General features: G+C 71.1%; 17 protein-coding genes and 2 riboswitches. Of the genes, 12 read left to right on the top strand and 5 right to left on the bottom strand.

What is annotated here, in order from left to right; translation table 11 throughout:
* Positions 1-27: 27 nt before the first annotated feature.
* Positions 28-1,065, bottom strand: a complete 1,038-nt coding sequence (locus tag ACIA8R_RS22600) for a substrate-binding domain-containing protein (protein ID WP_357695271.1) — start codon at positions 1,063-1,065, stop codon at positions 28-30.
* Positions 1,066-1,189: 124 nt separating this feature from the next.
* On the opposite strand from ACIA8R_RS22600, the gene ACIA8R_RS22595 reads away from it, so the two are divergent.
* Positions 1,190-2,956 carry a DUF2264 domain-containing protein gene (locus ACIA8R_RS22595; protein WP_397040160.1) on the top strand — a complete coding sequence of 589 codons (1,767 nt, stop codon included), beginning with the start codon at positions 1,190-1,192 and terminating at the stop codon, positions 2,954-2,956.
* 16 nt (positions 2,957-2,972) lie between these two features.
* On the opposite strand, the gene ACIA8R_RS22590 is transcribed toward ACIA8R_RS22595, so the two are convergent.
* A complete protein-coding gene (locus ACIA8R_RS22590) occupies positions 2,973-3,677 on the bottom strand; it encodes a FadR/GntR family transcriptional regulator (protein ID WP_397040158.1) in 705 nt (234 codons plus the stop codon).
* Positions 3,678-3,828: 151 nt separating this feature from the next.
* Here ACIA8R_RS22590 and ACIA8R_RS22585 point away from each other — a divergent pair, with 151 nt between their 5' ends.
* The 11 genes from ACIA8R_RS22585 to ACIA8R_RS22535 all read left to right on the top strand — a co-directional run bounded on the left by ACIA8R_RS22585 (position 3,829) and on the right by ACIA8R_RS22535 (position 16,161).
* A complete protein-coding gene (locus tag ACIA8R_RS22585) occupies positions 3,829-5,172 on the top strand; it encodes a glutamine synthetase family protein (RefSeq protein WP_397040314.1) in 1,344 nt (447 codons plus the stop codon).
* 8 nt (positions 5,173-5,180) lie between these two features.
* Positions 5,181-6,524 carry an aldehyde dehydrogenase family protein gene (locus tag ACIA8R_RS22580; protein ID WP_357695264.1) on the top strand — a complete coding sequence of 448 codons (1,344 nt, stop codon included), beginning with the start codon at positions 5,181-5,183 and terminating at the stop codon, positions 6,522-6,524.
* A 278-nt stretch (positions 6,525-6,802) separates the two neighbouring features.
* Positions 6,803-7,567, top strand: coding sequence for a 3-oxoacyl-ACP reductase (locus ACIA8R_RS22575; RefSeq protein ID WP_397040156.1), 765 nt, complete (start codon positions 6,803-6,805; stop codon positions 7,565-7,567).
* Positions 7,564-8,253 (top strand): gamma-glutamyl-gamma-aminobutyrate hydrolase family protein, encoded by a 690-nt coding sequence (locus ACIA8R_RS22570; protein WP_397040154.1) that lies wholly within the window; start codon positions 7,564-7,566, stop codon positions 8,251-8,253. Before ACIA8R_RS22575 ends, ACIA8R_RS22570 begins: the two co-directional genes overlap by 4 nt.
* Before the next feature lie 222 nt (positions 8,254-8,475).
* Complete coding sequence (locus tag ACIA8R_RS22565) at positions 8,476-10,770, top strand: M4 family metallopeptidase (protein WP_397040152.1); 2,295 nt, start codon at positions 8,476-8,478, stop codon at positions 10,768-10,770.
* Positions 10,771-10,850: 80 nt separating this feature from the next.
* Positions 10,851-12,224, top strand: coding sequence for a M28 family peptidase (locus ACIA8R_RS22560; protein ID WP_357695257.1), 1,374 nt, complete (start codon positions 10,851-10,853; stop codon positions 12,222-12,224).
* Positions 12,225-12,437: 213 nt separating this feature from the next.
* Positions 12,438-12,535: riboswitch (glycine riboswitch) on the top strand.
* 20 nt (positions 12,536-12,555) lie between these two features.
* A riboswitch (glycine riboswitch) is annotated at positions 12,556-12,655 on the top strand.
* Positions 12,656-12,689: 34 nt separating this feature from the next.
* On the top strand, positions 12,690-13,775 hold the full coding sequence (gcvT, locus tag ACIA8R_RS22555) for a glycine cleavage system aminomethyltransferase GcvT (protein ID WP_357695255.1): 1,086 nt from the start codon (positions 12,690-12,692) through the stop codon (positions 13,773-13,775).
* The gene (gcvH, locus tag ACIA8R_RS22550; protein WP_357695253.1) at positions 13,772-14,161 is read left to right on the top strand and encodes a glycine cleavage system protein GcvH; all 390 of its coding nucleotides are present in this window, start codon (positions 13,772-13,774) and stop codon (positions 14,159-14,161) included. Before gcvT ends, gcvH begins: the two co-directional genes overlap by 4 nt.
* 59 nt (positions 14,162-14,220) lie before the next feature.
* The gene (locus ACIA8R_RS22545; RefSeq protein ID WP_397040149.1) at positions 14,221-15,597 is read left to right on the top strand and encodes an L-serine ammonia-lyase; all 1,377 of its coding nucleotides are present in this window, start codon (positions 14,221-14,223) and stop codon (positions 15,595-15,597) included.
* A 49-nt stretch (positions 15,598-15,646) separates the two neighbouring features.
* On the top strand, positions 15,647-15,907 hold the full coding sequence (locus ACIA8R_RS22540; RefSeq protein WP_364088863.1) for a type II toxin-antitoxin system prevent-host-death family antitoxin: 261 nt from the start codon (positions 15,647-15,649) through the stop codon (positions 15,905-15,907).
* Positions 15,904-16,161: a Txe/YoeB family addiction module toxin gene (locus ACIA8R_RS22535; protein ID WP_364088866.1), complete on the top strand. Its 258-nt coding sequence runs from the start codon at positions 15,904-15,906 to the stop codon at positions 16,159-16,161. Before ACIA8R_RS22540 ends, ACIA8R_RS22535 begins: the two co-directional genes overlap by 4 nt.
* A gap of 100 nt (positions 16,162-16,261) precedes the next feature.
* Here ACIA8R_RS22535 and ACIA8R_RS22530 read toward each other — a convergent pair whose 3' ends face one another.
* From ACIA8R_RS22530 to ACIA8R_RS22520, 3 genes are all read right to left on the bottom strand, one after another.
* Positions 16,262-16,399, bottom strand: coding sequence for a hypothetical protein (locus ACIA8R_RS22530; protein WP_397040147.1), 138 nt, complete (start codon positions 16,397-16,399; stop codon positions 16,262-16,264).
* A 206-nt stretch (positions 16,400-16,605) separates the two neighbouring features.
* Positions 16,606-17,118: a hypothetical protein gene (locus ACIA8R_RS22525; protein WP_357695247.1), complete on the bottom strand. Its 513-nt coding sequence runs from the start codon at positions 17,116-17,118 to the stop codon at positions 16,606-16,608.
* Positions 17,118-17,696: a DUF6286 domain-containing protein gene (locus ACIA8R_RS22520; RefSeq protein WP_357695245.1), complete on the bottom strand. Its 579-nt coding sequence runs from the start codon at positions 17,694-17,696 to the stop codon at positions 17,118-17,120. The genes ACIA8R_RS22525 and ACIA8R_RS22520 overlap by 1 nt, the downstream gene beginning before the upstream one ends.
* Between the last annotated feature and the right edge of the window lie 94 nt (positions 17,697-17,790).

Below are 17,790 nucleotides of genomic sequence, written 5' to 3'. Positions count from 1 at the left end.
CGATCAATAACGAAATGGATGCGTAACTTATGGGCGCGGCGCGACCGTGGACTCCCGGACCCTCAGCTCGGGCAGCAGCGCCACGTGCTGGGCAGGGCGCCGCGGGCCCTCCTGGATCCGGCTCACCAGCAGGTCGACGGCACAGCGGCCGACCGCAGCCTTGGGGGGCGCGACGGCCGTTAGCGGGGGGTCGCTGAGCGCCGCCACCTCGTCATCGTAGGCGACCAGCGACACCTCTTCGGGAATGCGCACCCCGGCCGCCCGCAGGTGCTGGACCAGCAGCAACGCGTCCTCGTCGTTGTGCACGAGCATCGCGGTGACCCCGCCCCTGATCGCCGCGACCACGTCGGCCACCTGCTCGCGCGAGGGCCCCTCCTGCGCGACGTCGAGATGGACGGGCTCGTCCAGTCCCAGGTCTCGGACGGCGGCGAGGAAGCCGTGCCGCACCCGCGGGGCCGTCGGGCTGTCGCGCGACACCATGGCCAGCCGCCGGTGCCCGAGCCCGGCCAGGTGCCGCGCGCCGAGGAAGGCCCCATGGGCGTGATGGGAGGCCGCCGCGTCCAGCAGGGAGGCGGGTCCGCCCAGCTCGGCCCGCCGTTCGACGAGCACGGCCGGCACGCCGAGCTCGGCCAGCCAGTGCTCGTGCGAGGCGTCCGGCTGCCTGCTCGGGGTGAGCAGGAGGCCCTCGATGCCGCCGTCCACGAGCTGCCTGACCTGGGTGCGGTCCTCGTCGTCGTCATAGCGCGAGACGCCCAGGACGAGCCGGGCGCCCAGGCGTTCGGCCTGCTCGCGGGCGCCCTTGATGACCGCCGGGTAGTAGTAGGTGGCCGAGGGCACCAGCATGCCGAGGGTCAGCGAGCGCTCCCGGGCCGGCGCGGGCACGGACTCGGGCCGGGTGATGCCGCCGTGCACGCGGTTGACCAGGCCCTGCCCGGCCAGGTGCTCGACGTCCCTGCGCAGGGTGACCATCGAGACGTTGAGCCGGTCGACCAGCTCGGCCAGGCGTACGGAACCGCGCTCGCGCACCTCGCGCAGGATCAGCTCATGACGTTGTTCGGCGAACACCGCGACTCCTTCTGACTCGACCCTACGATCCTACCGGGAAGTGCTTTCGTTTTTGAACGGATGCTTTCGTTCGATCAGGATGCTAAGGTCCCGCCGGAGACCGGACGTCCCTTTGGAGTGCCGCATGTTCCCGCTTCCGCCGGAGGATCGAACGCTCAGCCCGTACACCGGCTGGACCCGCGCCCACTGGGAGGCGGTGGCCGACGGACTGCTGGCCGCGGTGGAACCGTACCGCTCCGCGGACGGCGCCGTGATCAACCTGCCGGGGCGCGAGAGCTGGTCACGCTGCGACGGCCTGGAGGGGTACGCGCGCACCTTCCTGCTCGCCGCCTTCCGCGTGGCCGGCGGCGGCCCCGAGGAACTGCTCGCCCCCTACGCGCGCGGCCTGGAGTCCGGCCCCGGCGTCTGGCAGCCCGTCGAGGACCGCACCCAGCCCATGGTCGAGGCCGCCTCGATCGCCCTGTCCCTCTGGCTGACCCGCGAGCGCCTGTGGGACCGGCTGGCCCCCGCCACCCGCGAACGCGTCGCCGCCTACCTCGCCGAGGCCCTGCGTCACGAGCCGGTGGACAACAACTGGTGGCTGTTCCCCGCCATGGTGGGCGGCTTCCTGTCGGCCGCCGGCCGGCACGCGGAGGAGGCCGACGCGGCGGTCGAACGCGGTCTGGCGCGCATCGAGCCCTGGTACGCCGGCGACGGCTGGTACGCCGACGGCGACAACCGCTCCTTCGACCACTACAACGGCTGGGCCATGCACCTCTACCCGGCCCTGCTGGCCCACCTGTCGGGCCACGGCTCCCCCGGCCCCCGCCTGCGCCGCTTCCTGGAGAGCTACGCGCTCACCTTCGACCAGGACGGCGGCATGCTCCACCAGGGACGCTCGCTCACCTACCGCTTCGCCTCGGCCACCTCGCTCTTCGCGGGGGCGCTGCTGGACGCCACGCCGTTGTCCCCCGGCCAGACCCGCCGAATCGCCTCGGGCGTCCTGCGCCGCTTCCTCGACGCGGGCGCGCTGTCCGCCGAGGGGCTGCTCACGCTCGGCTGGCACGGCCCCCACGAGCCCTCGTTGCAGTCCTACTCCGGTTCGGCGTCCCCGTACTGGGCCTCGAAGGCGTTCCTCGGGCTGCTGCTGCCGGCCGACCACCCGGTCTGGACGTCCCCCGAGGAGCCCGGCCCCACCGGCCTGGCCGCGCTGCCCGGCCCCGGCCTGGTCGTCCAGAACACCGGTGACGTCGCCCGCCTGCTCAACCACGGCAGCCAGCACCACCCCGGCGACCCCCTGTACGACCGCTACGCCTACTCCACCCGCACCGCCCCGACCGTCCGCGTCCCCGACAACCACTTCGGCATGGTCCGCCCGGACGGCACGGTCACCGGGCGCGGCACGATCACGCCCCGGGGCGCGGGCTCGGCGGGCGACCTGGCGTGGGCCGCTTCGGCGGGCGACGGCGTGGAGAGCCTGAGCGTGATCAGGGGGGCGGTCGAGGTGCGCGTCCATCGGGTCGCCCCGGGCTCGCCGGTCCGGCAGACCGGCTGGGCGCTCGTCGCGGACCCGGCCGACGGGCCCGGCGCCCGCGTCCGGGACGGCGACGGGCTGGTCTCCGAGCTGGTCGCGGTCTGCGGCTACAGCCGGGCCTACGTCGCCGACGACCCCGAGGGCAGCGCCTTCGGGGCTCCGGCGGCCGTGCCCGTGCTGGAAGGGGTGGCGGCGGACGGCTGGGCGGTCAGCGCGGCCGTCCTGGGCGGTGCCCCGGCCGGTGCGCCGTCGGCGACGGCCGACGACATCACGCTGACGGTGCCGTCGGCGGCGGTGGCGGCTGACGAGATCACGCTGACCTGGCCCGACGGCACCCGCCACGCCTTCCAGGTCCGCGCCCCGGACGCCGCCGCCTGACGGCCCCGGCCCACGCTCAGGACAGGAAGGCGCGCAGGAGTGCGGCCGTGCCCTCCAGGTGCTCGGCCATCGCCCGGCGGGCCGCGTCCGGGTCGCCGGCCAGGACGGCGTCCACGATGGCCCGGTGCTGGACGGCCGCGTGCTCGATGTTCACCTGGAGCATCGGGATCATGTTCAGCAGGTCGCTCACCCGGGAGCGGGCGTCGGCGCAGGTGGTGGCGAGCAGCGTCGAGCCGGTCAGCTCGGCGATCGACAGGTGGAAGGCCGTGTCGAGGCGCCGGTAGTCCTCCAGCGGCGCCTCGTTGAGCTCGGCCAGCCGGCGCAGCAGCACCTCCCGCTTGCCGGGGGTGAGCTCGGAGGTGGCCAGCACCTGCGCCGCCCCGCACTCGACCGCCAGCCGGAAGGTGAGCGCGTCGGACAGCTCGGCCATGCCCATGTCGGCCACCGCCTGCCGCAGGTCTCCCGCGTCGGGCCGGGGCGGGACGTAGGTGACGAACGCGCCGCCGTACCGGCCGCGCCGCACGTCGAGGTAGCCCGCGTCCTGCAGGGCGCGGATGGCCTCGCGCAGGGTGACCCTGCTGATGCCCAGCCGCACGGCGAGCTCGCGCTCGGGCGGCAGCTTGTCGCCGTACGCCACCACGCCCAGTTTGATCGCCTGGAGCAGCCGTTCCACGGTCTCCTCGAAGGCGTTTCCCGCCCTCACCGGGCGGAGCACTGTCATCAAACGCGCCGAATCGTCCAAGGTGTCCTCAGGTCTTGACAAGCGATCCCGGCATGCACATCAATGGTCTGAGACTAGCCCAATCAACGGGAAAGCGCTTCAGACGAGATCGGAGCGACCTAGGGTGAGCGAACCTGCGGGCAACGGATTCCTGTCCGTCGAGGAACTGCGGGGCGAGGCCGCGATCGGGCGGATCGACACGGTGCTGCTCGCCATCGCCGACATGCAGGGCAGGTTGCAGGGCAAACGGCTCTCCGCCCGCTACTTCCTGGACGAGGTGCTGCACCACGGCTCCGAGGGATGCAACTACCTGCTCGCGGTCGACGTGGACATGAACACCGTCTCGGGCTACGACATGTCCTCCTGGGACCGGGGCTACGGCGACTTCGCGATGAAACCCGACCTGTCCACCCTGCGCCGGGTCCCCTGGCAGGACGGCACCGCCCTGGTCATGGCCGACCTGGCCTGGGAGGAGGGCGGCGAGGTCACCGCCTCACCGCGCCAGATCCTGCGCCGCCAGCTCGCCCGCCTGGCCGACCGGGGGCTGGCCGCGTACGTGGGCACCGAGCTGGAGTTCGTCGTCTACGACGACAGCTACGAGGAGGCCTGGCGGCGCGCCTACCGCGACCTGACCCCCGCCAACCTCTACAACGTCGACTACTCCCTCCTCGGCACCGCCCGCGTCGAGCCGCTGCTCCGGCGCATCAGGCGCGACATGGAGGGCGCCGGCATGTACGTCGAGTCGGCCAAGGGCGAGTGCAACCTCGGCCAGCACGAGATCGCCTTCCGCTTCGACGAGGCGCTGCGCACCTGCGACAACCACTCGATCTACAAGAACGGCGCCAAGGAGATCGCCGCCCAGGAGGGCCGTTCGATCACCTTCATGGCCAAGCCGAACCAGCGCGAGGGCAACTCCTGCCACATCCACATCTCGCTGCGCGGCCCCGACGGCGACCCCGCGATGGCGGGCGAGGGGCCGTACGGGCTCTCGCCGCTCGGCGCGCGGTTCATCGCCGGGCAGCTCGCCCACCTGCGCGAACTCACCCTGCTGTACGCGCCCAACGTCAACTCCTACAAGCGTTACGTGCCGGGCAGCTTCGCGCCGACCGCCGTCAAGTGGGGCGTCGACAACCGCACCTGCTCCCTGCGGCTGGTGGGCCACGGCCCGTCGCTGCGGGTGGAGAACCGGGTGCCGGGCGGGGACGTCAACCCGTACCTGGCGGTGGCGGCGCTGATCGCGGCCGGGCTGGACGGCATCGACCGGGAGCTCACGCTGGAGGACGCCTTCGAGGGCAACGCCTACGACTCCGGCGCCGAGACCGTGCCGCACACGCTGCGGGACGCGCTCGCGCTGTTCGAGGGGTCGAAGCTGGCCAGGGAGTCGTTCGGCGACGACGTGGTCGAGCACTACGCGAACAACGCGCGCGTGGAGCTGGCCGCCTTCGACGCGGCGGTGACGGACTGGGAGCTGTTCCGTGGTTTCGAGCGAATGTGACGGCAGGCATGAGGATCGTTAATCCGGCGACGGAAGAAGTCGTCGCCGAGGTCGAGATGGCCGACGCGGCCGAGGTCGACCGGGCGGTGGAGCGGGCCGCGAAGGCGTACCGGAGCTGGCGGGAGGTGGCGCCGGGCGACCGGGCGCGGCTGCTGCGCCGCTTCGCCGACCTGGTGGACGCCCACGGCGAGGAGCTGGCCCGGCTGGAGCTGGACAACGCCGGGCACCCGATCGGCAACGCGCGCTGGGCGGCCGGGGCCGTCCGCGACGTGCTGCACTTCTACGCCGCCGCCCCCGAGCGCAACCACGGCAAGCAGATCCCGGTGCCCGGCGGCGTGGACATCACCTTCCAGGAGCCGCTGGGCGTGGTGGGCGTGATCGTGCCGTGGAACTTCCCGATGCTGATCATGTCGTGGGGCGTCGCCCCGGCGCTGGCGGCGGGCAACACCGTGATCGTCAAGCCGGCGGAGTGGACCCCGCTCACGGCGCTGAGGCTGGCCGAGCTGGCCCTGGCGGCGGGCCTGCCCGAGGGGGTGCTCCAGGTGCTGCCCGGCGAGGGAGAGGTCGCCGGGGCGCGGCTGGTCGAGCATCCCGGCGTGGCCAAGATCGTGTTCACCGGGTCGACCGAGGTGGGCAAGGAGATCGCCGCGAAGGCGGCGGCGCAGGTCAAGCGGGTGACGCTGGAACTGGGCGGCAAGTCCGCAAATATCGTCTTTGCTGACTCGGATCTCGAAAAAGCGGCAAAAACTGCTCCTTATGCGGTCTTCGACAACTCCGGCCAGGACTGCTGCGCCCGCTCGCGCATCCTCGTCCAGGCCGAGGTGTACGACGAGTTCCTGGAGCGCCTGTCGGCGGCGGTGCGCGGCGTCAAGGTCGGCGACCCGCTCGACGAGTCCACCGAGATGGGCCCGCTGATCAGCGCCGAGCACCTGGAACGGGTCCGGGGCTTCGTCGAGGGCACGCCCTACCTCCAGGGCGACTGCCCGCAGGGCAAGGGCTACTGGTTCCCGCCGACCGTGCTGACCTCGAAGGTCACCGACCGCGCCTTCACCGAGGAGATCTTCGGCCCGGTCGTGTCGGTGGTGCCGTTCGCCGACGAGGCCGAGGCCGTGCGCATCGCCAACGACACCCCGTACGGGCTGAGCGGGTCCATCTGGACGCGCGACGTCGGGCGGGCGCTGCGGGTGGCCCGCGCGGTCGAGTCGGGCGCCCTGTCGGTGAACTCGCACTCCTCCGTGCGCTACTGGACCCCGTTCGGCGGCTTCAAACAGTCCGGACTCGGCCGCGAGCTCGGCCCGGACGCCCTGACGGCCTTCACCGAGACCAAGAACGTCTTCATCTCATGGGAGTGAACCTGACGCAGTGAGCGGAGTGAAGGGCTGAGGAACGAAGCACTTCGCGAAGCGAATGAGGAAGGTGAACGACCAATCGGGCAGGGAGTGAACCTGACGCAGTGAGCGGAGTGAAGGGCTGAGGAACGAAGCACTTCGCGAAGCGAATGAGGAAGGTGAACGACCCATCGGACAGGGAGTGAACCTGACGCAGTGAGCGGAGTGAAGGGCTGAGGAACGAAGCACTTCGCGAAGCGAATGAGGAAGGTGAATGACCAATCGGACAGGGAGTGAACACAGTGCAGCGATTGCAGGACCGGGTGGCCGTCATCACCGGGGCGGGCAGTGGCATCGGGCTGGCCACGGCGCGCAGGTTCGCGCAGGAGGGCGCGAAGGTCGTGTGCGTCGACATCGACGAGGACGCGGGCGCCAAGGCGGCCGGCGAGGTCGGCGGCCTCTTCGTCAAGGCCGACGTGACCAGCGAGGACGACGTCGTCCGGATGTTCGCCACGGCCCACGAGACCTACGGCAGCGTGGACATCGCCTTCAACAACGCCGGCATCTCGCCGCCCGACGACGACTCGATCCTGGAGACCGGCCTCGACGCCTGGCGCCGCGTCCAGGAGGTCAACCTGACCAGCGTCTACCTGTGCTGCAAGCACGCCATCCCGTACATGCGGCGGCAGGGCAAGGGCTCGATCATCAACACCGCGTCGTTCGTGGCGGTGATGGGGTCGGCCACGTCGCAGATCTCGTACACGGCCTCCAAGGGCGGCGTGCTGGCGATGTCGCGCGAGCTGGGCGTGCAGTTCGCCCGCGAGGGCATCCGGGTCAACGCGCTGTGCCCGGGGCCGGTGAACACGCCGCTGCTGCAGGAGCTGTTCGCCAAGGACCCCGAGCGGGCCCAGCGGCGGCTGGTGCACGTCCCCGTGGGCCGCTTCGCCGAGGCGTCGGAGATCGCCGCCGCCGTGGCGTTCCTGGCCAGCGACGACGCCTCCTTCATCACGGGGGCCGAGTTCCTGGTGGACGGCGGCATCTCCGGCGCGTACGTGACGCCGCTGTGACCCGTCCGGTCATCGGGATCACGACGTACGTGGAGCCCGCCCGGTTCACCGTGTGGGACCTGCCCGTCGCGCTCCTGCCGTACATGTACGTCGAGAAGGTCGTCCAGGCCGGCGGGCAGCCCGTGCTGCTGCCGCCGGCCGGCGACCCCGCCCAGGTCGTGGGCCGGCTCGACGGTCTCGTCCTGGCCGGCGGCGGCGACGTGGACCCCGTCAGGTACGGCCGGGCCCCGCACGAGCGCACCGGCTACGTCCGGGAGTTCCGGGACGAGGCCGAGTTCGCCCTCCTGTCGGCGGCCCTGGAGGCGGGGCTGCCGTTCCTGGGCATCTGCCGGGGCCTCCAGGTGCTCAACGTGCTGCTCGGCGGCACCCTGCACCAGCACCTGCCCGACGTGACCGGGCACACCGGCCACGCCCCGACGCCCGGGGAATTCGGCCACCTGCCGGTCACGCCCGTCCCCGGCAGCCGCCTGGCCGAGGCGCTCGGCACGGACCCGGTGACGGTCCCGCACTACCACCACCAGGCCGTCGACGATCTCGCCCCCGGGCTCACGGTCACCGCCACGGCCGGCGACGGGACGCTCGAGGCGGTGGAGCTCGGCTCCGAGGGGTTCGCGGTGGCGGTCCAGTGGCATCCGGAGGCGGGCGACGGCCTGGCGCTCTTCGAGGCGTTCACAGCGGCCTGCTGAGCCCCTTACTGGAAAGCTTCTTTACCTTTTCTGCGGCCTGAAACGGCACGAAATCCCAGCTCAGGGGGCCATATCACCGTGTTATAGGAAACTTGTTGGGTACCGGGTCGCGCCATCCCGGTGTCACCCTGTGTTCATCCCCAGCCGGCCGGGGCTCTTCCACTCCACACCCCCCTGAGGAGCCAGAGAGTGAACCCCAAACTCAGGTTGGGGGCTGCCGCAATGCTCGCGCTAGCCCTGACCACCAGCTCGCTGGTGGGCGCCACGAGCGCCACAGCCCAAGCGTCGCAGGTGGCCGATCCTCCCACCGCCGACGACCGCAGGAACGCGATCGCCACCGCACACAACGCGATCCAGGCCGACTCGGCGGCATTGCTGGCATCCGAGCAGGACACGTTCACGCTGACGTCGACCGTCGAAGGCGTCCGCGGTCTGCAGTACCTGACCTACGCCCGTAAGCACGCGGGCCTGCCCGTGTACGGCGGCGAAGTGGTCGTCACCACGGACGCGTCCGGCGCGGTGGTCGACACGGTCACCACCGGACAGCGCACGAAGATCGGGATCGGCACGAAGGCGAAGGTGGCCGCCGCCCAGGCCGCGGTGACGGCCAGGGCCAAGGTGGCCAGGGTCGAGACCGTCGCCACGCCCGTGCTGTCCGTCCACGCCACCACGACGACCCCGCGCCTGGCCTGGGAGGTCCTGGTCACCGGCGCCAACGCCACCGGCCACGAGAGCAAGCTCCACGTCTACGTGGACGCCCTCACCGGCAAGGTCATCGACGAGTGGGACGAGGTGCGCGACGGCACCGGCAACAGCTACTACGTCGGCACCGTGACCATCGACACCAGCCCCTCGTACACGATGCGCGACCCCCGCAGGAGCGGCGTGGCGTGCGGCGGCCAGAACGGCTCGCCGTACACGAAGACCACCGACACCTGGGGCAACGGCTCGGGCACGAACCTGGAGACCGCCTGCGTCGACGCCCTGTACGCCGCGCAGCGCGAATGGGACATGCTCAGCGCCTGGCTCGGCCGCAACGGCATCAACGGCCAGGGCGGCGGTTACCCGGCCCGCGTCGGCCTGGCCGACGTCAACGCCTACTGGAACGGCCAGTACGGCTCCTTCGGCCACAACTCCGCCAACTCCCAGCAGCTCACGTCGATGGACGTCGTCGGCCACGAGTTCGGCCACGGCATCTTCCAGTTCACCAGCGGCGGCTCCGGCAGCGGCAACGAGACCGGCGGCATGAACGAGTCCACCGGCGACATCTTCGGCGCGCTGACCGAGGCGTACGCCAACAACCCGAACGACCCGCCGGACTACCTGGTCGGCGAGGAGGTCAACCTCTCCGGGTCCGGGCCGATCCGCAACATGTACAACCCGTCGGCCCTGAGCCACCCCAACTGCTACAGCACCTCCATCCCGAACACCGAGGTGCACGCGGCGGCCGGCCCGCAGAACCACTGGTTCTACCTCGTGGCCGAGGGCACCAACCCCTCGGGCAAGCCCGCGAGCACCCGGTGCGACAACGGCGCCGCGATCACCGGCATCGGCATCCGCAAGGCCGGTGAGGTGTTCATGTCCGCGCTGAACAACAAGACCCAGCCGTGGACGCACGCCAAGGCCAGGGTCGCCACCCTCCAGGCCGCCAAGACCCTGTACCCGGGCAGCTGCACCGAGTTCAACGTGGTCAAGAACGCCTGGGACGGCGTCAGCGTCCGGGCCCAGTCCGGCGAGCCGACCTGCACCCAGGGCAGCAACGACTTCTCGGTCAGCCTGAACCCGGCCTCCGGCAGCGTCACTCCGGGCCAGAGCACCACGACCACGGTCAGCACCACCGTGACCGGCGGCTCGGCGCAGTCGATCACCCTGCGGACCGGCACCCTGCCGGCCGGCGTGACCGCCTCGTTCAGCCCGGCCACGATCACCGCCGGTCAGAGCTCCACGCTGACGATCAGCACCTCGGCGAGCAGCCCGCAGGGCAACCATTCCATCGCGATCACGGCCGACGGCACCGACGTCGACCGGCAGGCCACCTACAACCTGCAGATCGGGCAGAGCTCGCCGAACGACTACTCCTTCGGCGTGACCCCGTCGTCGGCCTCGGTCCAGGCCGGTCAGTCGGCCACCGCCACGGTCAGCACGCAGGTCACCGCCGGTCAGGCGCAGAGCATCGCCCTGTCGGCGAGCAACGTGCCCTCGGGCGTGACGGTCAGCTTCAGCCCGTCCACGATCACCGCCGGGCAGTCGTCCACGGTGACGTTCGCGACCACGAGCGGTGTGACGCCCAGCACGTACACGATCAGCCTGAACGCCGACGGCGCGAGCGCCGACCACTCGGCCTCCTTCAGCCTGACGGTGGGCGGCGGCCAGGGCACCACGTGGCAGACCTACACGGCCTACACGGCCGGGCAGACCGTCACCTACCAGGGCGTCAGCTACCGCTGCCTCCAGGCGCACACCAGCCTGCCGGGCTGGGAGCCGCCCAACACCCCTGCCCTCTGGCAGCCGGTCTAAGTCGCACGACCTGGGCGGCCACGCCGGGGTGGCCGCCCAGCCCCCTTGAGCCCCTTCAGGAGCCACAGATCGTGAACGCCATGCTCAGGTTGGGCGCCGCGGCCACCGCCGCGCTGGCCCTGACCCTCACCTCGCCGGCCGGACCGGCCGGCGCCGCCGCCGACCCCCCGCCTGACATCCCCGTCTCGAACGTCACGGCGCATCTGAGCCAGTTGCAGTCCATCGCCACGAGCAACGGCGGCAACCGCGCCTCGGGCAGGCCGGGCTTCACCGCCTCGATCAACTACATCAAGGGCAAGCTCGACGCGGCCGGGTTCACCACCCGGGTGCAGAGCTTCAGCGGCGGCAGCAACCTGATCGCCGACTGGCCGGGCGGCCCGGCCAACCAGACCGTGATGCTCGGCGCCCACCTCGACAGCGTCGCGGCCGGCCCCGGGATCAACGACAACGGTTCCGGCTCGGCCGCGCTCCTGGAGAACGCCCTCACCCTCGCCGCCCGCAGGCCCACGCTCACCAAGCACGTGCGGTTCGGCTGGTGGGGCGCCGAAGAGGCGGGCATGGTCGGGTCCAGGTACTACGTGCAGAACGGCGGCGCGAGCGGCGTCGAGGTGTACCTGAACTTCGACATGATCGCCTCGACCAACGCCGGTTACTTCGTCTACGACGACGACGCGGCGATCCAGCGGACCTTCAACGACTACTTCGCCACCATCGGCCTGCAGACCGAGGGTGACAGGGAAGGCGACGGCCGCAGCGACCACGCCTCCTTCAAGAGCGCCGGTGTCCGGGTCGGCGGCCTGGCCACGGGGGCCGGGGCGGTCAAGAGCTCGGCGCAGGCCGCCAAGTGGGGCGGCTCGGCCGGGCAGGCGTTCGACCGCTGCTACCACAGCGCGTGCGACAGCTACCCGAGCGCCATCAACACCACGGCGCTCGACCGCAACTCCGACGCCATCGCGTACGCCATATGGAAGCTCGCCGTGGGCACCAGCACGCCCACGGAGAACGACTACTCGATCTCGGTGACCCCGTCGTCGGCATCGGTCCAGGCCGGTCAGTCGGCTACCGCGGCGGTCAGTACCCAGGTCACGTCCGGCCAGGCGCAGAGCGTCGCGCTCTCCGCCGGGAACGTGCCGAGCGGGGTCACCGTCTCCTTCAGCCCGTCCACGATCCAGGCGGGCCAGTCGTCCACCGTCACGGTCGCCACCACCGGCGGCGCCGCGGCGGGGACGTACACCATAGGGATCAACGGCGACGGGGCGACGGCGGACCACTCCGCCTCCTTCACCCTGACCGTCGGAGGGGACGGCCAGGGCACCACCTGGACGGCTTACAAGTCGTACACGGCCGGAGACGTCGTCACTTACCAGGGGGTCAGCTACCGCTGCCTCCAGGCGCACACCAGCCTGCCGGGCTGGGAGCCGCCGAACGTGCCCGCCCTCTGGGCGCGCGCCTGATCCCCACGCGGGCCGGTTCGCGCCGGCCCGCGTCCAGGCTGCCGCGTGCGAGCTGACCTGCCATGACCGGCTCGCGCGCGGCCACCAACGCGGCCGCGGCCCCGCCTCTCCGGGGCCGCGGCCGCTTTTCGCTGCGTGCGGTGTGCCGGCGAGATCCAGGGGCGAAGCGCGACAACACCCCCATGTCGGCACTAGGCTGACGGACATCACCGGCGAAACCGTGCGGGAGAGCACTCTGACATCCGGTCAGGGTCCCTGAAGGAGCAAGCCCTCCCCGCGAACCTCTCAAGGCAAAGGACCGCGCGGCAGCCCTGTAAGGCGTTCTTACGGGGAGGTGACCTCTGGAAAGCAGGCCCTGGGGGCCTCGCCGAAGGTGAAAGTCCGGTAAAACTCGGGCGAAGCTCTCAGGCATCCATGACAGAGGGGGAGGATGCTGGCATCCAATCCTGTCCTGAGGTGCGACAAATGTCCCGACCTACGCCGCTACGAGACGTCCACGAGGCCCTAGGCGCCACGCTGACCGACTTCGCCGGGTGGCTCATGCCGCTCCGGTACGGCAGCGAGTCGGCGGAGCACAAAGCCGTACGCGAGGCGGCCGGGCTGTTCGACCTCTCGCACATGGGTGAGATCTTCCTGACCGGCCCGCAGGCCGCAGACGCCCTCGACTACGCGCTGGTCGGCCACCTGTCGGCGCTCGCGCCCGGCCGGGCCAGGTACACGATGATCGTGGACGAGCGCGGCGGGGTCCTCGACGACCTGATCGTCTACCGGCTGGCGGACGAGGAGTTCATGGTGGTGGCCAACGCCTCGAACTCCGACAAGGTCCTAGAAGAGCTGAAAAATCGTACGAAGTCGTATGACGCGGTGGTCGATGACCGCTCCCAGCAGTACGCCCTCATCGCCATCCAGGGCCCGAGGGCCCAGGAGATCCTGGCCACGCTCACCGACGCCGACCTCGACGGCCTCAAGTACTACGCGGGCCTGCCCGGCCAGGTCGACGGCCGCCAGGCGCTCATCGCCCGTACCGGCTACACCGGCGAGGACGGCTTCGAGCTGTTCGTCGCCAACCAGGACGCCGTGCCGCTCTGGCGCGCCCTGGAGGCGGCCGGCGAGCCGCACGGGCTCAAGGCCGCCGGTCTGTCCAGCCGCGACACCCTCAGGCTGGAGGCCGGCATGCCGCTCTACGGCAACGAGCTGAGCTCCGACCTGACCCCGTTCGACGCGGGGCTGGGCAGAGTGGTGAAATTCGACAAGCCCGGTGACTTCGTCGGCCGGGCGGCGCTGGAGGCGGTCAAGGACGACCAGCCCCGCCGCCGCCTCGTCGGCCTGGTCGCCCAGGGCCGCCGGGTGCCGCGTCACGGCTACCCGGTCACCCGCGACGGCGCCGTCGTCGGCGAGGTCACCAGCGGTGCGCCCTCCCAGACCCTGGGGAAGCCCATCGCGATGGCCTACGTGGACGCCGGGGTCGACACAGGTCTGGCCGTGGACATCCGGGGCAGCCAAGAACCTATGGACCTGGTCGAGCTGCCCTTCTACAGGAGGAACAAGTGAGCAACATCCCTGACGACCTGAACTACACCAAGGAGCACGAGTGGGTGTCGGGCGTGGACGACGGCATCACCGTGACCGTCGGCATCACGGCCTTCGCCGCCGAGGCTCTTGGTGACGTCGTCTTCGTGCAGCTCCCCGAGGTCGGTTCGACCGTCGAGACGGGTGACTCGGTCGGCGAGGTCGAGTCCACCAAGTCGGTGAGCGAGATCTACTCGCCCGTCGGCGGCGAGATCGTCGAGGTGAACCAGGCCGTGGTCGACGACCCGTCCCTGGCCAACAGCGACCCGTACGGCGACGGCTGGATGTTCCGCGTGCGCATGGAAGGCGACGCGGAGGACCTGCTGTCCGCCGAGGAGTACACCGCGCTCACCTCAGGCGAGTCCTGACACCAACGCCGGGGCCCGCGGCGGGCCCCGGCACTTCCTGAACTGAAGGGCGCCCATCAATGGCGATCAGCGTCTTCGACCTCTTCAAGATCGGCATCGGACCGTCCAGCTCCCACACCGGCGGCCCGATGGCCGCCGCGCACAAGTTCGCCCGTGGTCTGCATGACGACGGCCTGCTCCCCCGCGTGGCCCGCGTCGAGGTCATCCTGTACGGCTCGCTCGGCCTGACCGGCAAGGGCCACGGCAGCGACAAGGCGGTGCTGCTGGGCCTGTCCGGCGAGAAGCCCGAGCTGGTCGACGTCGACTCCATCGACGCCCGCCTGGCCGAGATGCGCGCCTCAGGCACGGTCACGCTGTTCGGCACCCGTGAGATCCCCTTCGTCGTGGGCCAGGACCTCGTCTTCGAACGCAAGATCTCCCTGCCCGAGCACCCCAACGGCATGCGCTTCACCGCCCGCGACGAGCAGGGCGAGACCCTGCGCGAGAAGGTCTACTTCTCCGTCGGCGGCGGCTTCGTCGTGGACGAGAAGGCCACGGGCGCCGACCGCATCAAGCCCGACGACACCGTCCTGCCCTACCCGTTCGCCTCGGGCGAGGAGCTGCTCAAGCACTGCTCGAACACCGGCCTGTCGATCTCCGCGCTGATGCTGGAGAACGAGAAGGCGTTCGGGCGCACCGAGGAGGAGATCCGCTCGGGCATCCTCGACCTCTGGCGCGTGATGTCGGAGTGCGTGCGGCGCGGCATCACCAAGGAGGGCGTGCTGCCCGGCGGCCTGAAGGTCAAGCGCAGGGCCAACCAGCTCCACCGGCGGCTTCAGTCCGAGTCGGCCGAGAAGGACCCGCTGCAGGCGATGGACTGGGTGGCGCTGTTCGCCCTGGCCGTCAACGAGGAGAACGCCGCGGGCGGCCGCATCGTCACCGCCCCGACCAACGGCGCCGCCGGCATCATCCCGGCCGTGCTGACGTACTACACCAGGTTCGTCCCGCGCGCCGACGACGACGGCGTGGTGCGTTTCCTGCTCACGGCGGCCGCGATCGGCGTGCTGTTCAAGGAGAACGCCTCGATCTCCGGCGCCGAGGTCGGCTGCCAGGGCGAGGTGGGCTCGGCCTGCTCGATGGCCTCCGCCGGGCTCACCGAGGTCATGGGCGGCACCCCCGAGCAGGTGGAGAACGCCGCCGAGATCGGCATCGAGCACAACCTGGGGCTGACCTGCGACCCGATCGGCGGGCTGGTGCAGATCCCGTGCATCGAGCGCAACGCCGTGGCCTCCAACAAGGCCATCACGGCCGCCAGGATCGCGCTGCGCGGCGACGGCCGCCACTACGTGGCCCTGGACAAGGCCATCAAGACCATGCGCGACACCGGCCGCGACATGCTGGACAAGTACAAGGAGACCTCACGCGGCGGCCTGGCCGTCAACGTGATCGAGTGCTGACGCGCCTCCGAGTGGTACCGTAGAGTTGTACCACTCGGAGGAGGCGACCATGTCCATCACCGCCAGCGAAGCTCGCCGTCGTCTGTTCCCCCTCATCGAAGAGGTCAACAACGACCGTAACGCCGTGGAGATCGTCTCCAAGAACGGCAGCGCCTACCTCGTGGCGGCCGAAGAGTACGAGGCCCTTCGGGAGACCGCCTACCTGCTGCGTTCCCCGGCCAACGCGCGCCGGCTGATCGAGTCCTACCAGGAGGCCGTCCAAGGGCGTCACGAGCGGCACGAGTTGACGGGCGACGAGGCTGATCGGTGAAAGTGGCGTTCACGAGCCAGGGCTGGGAGGACTACGTCCACTGGCAGACAGCCGACCGGCAGACCCTGAAGCGCGTCAACCGGCTCATCGAAGACGTCCTGCGTGATCCGTACGAGGGCATCGGCAAACCCGAGCCGCTCAAGTACGCGCTGGCGGGCGCCTGGTCCCGGCGCATCACCGACGAGCATCGCCTGGTGTACCTCGTCGCACACGACGAGATCGTCGTCCTCCAGGCTCGCTACCACTACGAGTAGAGAGACACCACGCGGCGGCCTGGCCGTCAACGTGATCGAGTGCTGACGCGCCGGGGCCCCTCCGCCTGGGAGGGGCCCCGGGCCTGTCTCCAACCGTGTCTCAGGCGGACGAGCGGCAGATCACCGTGGTGGTGTGCCCGTTCACGCAGATCAGGCCGAACGCGGGGCTGAGGGCCTGGGCCAGCAGGCCGGGCAGGTGTTCGCCCACGCAGTGCGTCTGACCGTCCGCCCCGGTCATGCAGGGGATCAGCGGGAAGCCGTCGGCAGATTCCGCGTGGGCGGCGGGCGCGCCGAGGGCGAGTACGAGAGCTGCGGCGGCGAAAGCGCCGATGATGCGGTGAATGACGACCTCCCGATCGGATTCGACGACGAAGGCGCGGGTCCGCGCCTTCTTTTTCTGCAGGGACGAGCTTTTCCCGCAAGGACGAGCAGCCGGCTGAGTGGTCAGCGGCGCTCGGCCGGTTGGCGGCGGACGTGGACGCGGACGACCGCCGGCGTCTCGTCGTCGCGTACCTCGCGGCGGATGCGGCCGACGATGTCCTGGTCGAGCTTGGTCACCACCGCGCCGACGTCCGCGTCGGAGGGGCAGGTCAGGGCGACGCGCAGGCCGTTGTCGGCGGCCCGTACGCCCGCCCGGCCCAGGCCGTCCACGCCTTTGAGGCCCACGCACAACATGGCCGTGCCGGTGCCGCTGGCCGCGCCCCGGCGGCCCCAGCCCAGGCTGAGCACCAGCCAGCGCACCGCGAGCATGGACAGGATCAGCAGGGCGAAGGCCAGCAGCCACAACGTCCAGGGGTCGGCCGCCAGCGTACGGGCGAACTCGGCGGGCAGGACCTTGGCGTTGCGCGGCAGGTCGAAGAGCAGTCCCTTGGCGCGCAGCCAGCCGTAGCCGCCCGCGCCGAGCAGGGTGAGCCCGACCAGGGCCAGGCCGACGCGGTTGCCCGTGTACTGCCGCATCACACGCCCTTCCTGCGCAGCCGGACGACGACCTCGCCGGTGCCGAGCGTGCCGACGCCGGCCAGCCGGTCGCCGACCGCCGTGCCGACCTGCCGGAGCATCGTGCCCGAGCTCTCCGGCCCGGTCACGACGGTGACCTCGATGGTGCGCCGGCGCAGCCGTACGCGGGCCCGCTCCACCCCGTTGACCTTCTGGGCGGCCGAGCGCAGGGTCCGGCGCAGCCCGGCGCGGGTGATGCCGATGACGATCAGCGGGTCGGACGTCTCGACCGGGACCGTCCTGGAACGTCCCGGCACGATCGCGAGCAGCAACATCAGCAGCCCGGCCCCGGCGGTGAGCAGCGCGGCGAAGGAGACCTGCGGCCACGTCCGCGCGCCGGCCAGCTCGATCGCCTCGTTCACCGGGACCCAGCCGAGCGGCTTGCCGAGCAGCGACGTCACGACCTCGGCGGTCGTCGCGCCGAGCACGGCGGCCAGGAAGAGGGCGACGAGGGCGCCCGGCAGCGTACGGGCCGGTCTGAGCGCCCTTCTCGCCCTGCGCAGCCCGGTGTGCTGGGCGGTGATGGCTGCGGGCACCATCTGCTGAAGCGTGGTCATCACAACGACAGACGTACATGGGTCCGCCGGGCCCGCGTCCGCGCCCTCGCCGCCCATTTGCCCGATCATTACGGCC

It is taken from the genome of Nonomuraea sp. NPDC051191 (assembly GCF_044455665.1).
In the GTDB taxonomy this organism is placed as follows: Bacteria; Actinomycetota; Actinomycetes; order Streptosporangiales; family Streptosporangiaceae; genus Nonomuraea.
Note: the sequence above shows the minus strand (reverse complement) of the source record. Positions and strands in the feature narration are given on the sequence as shown.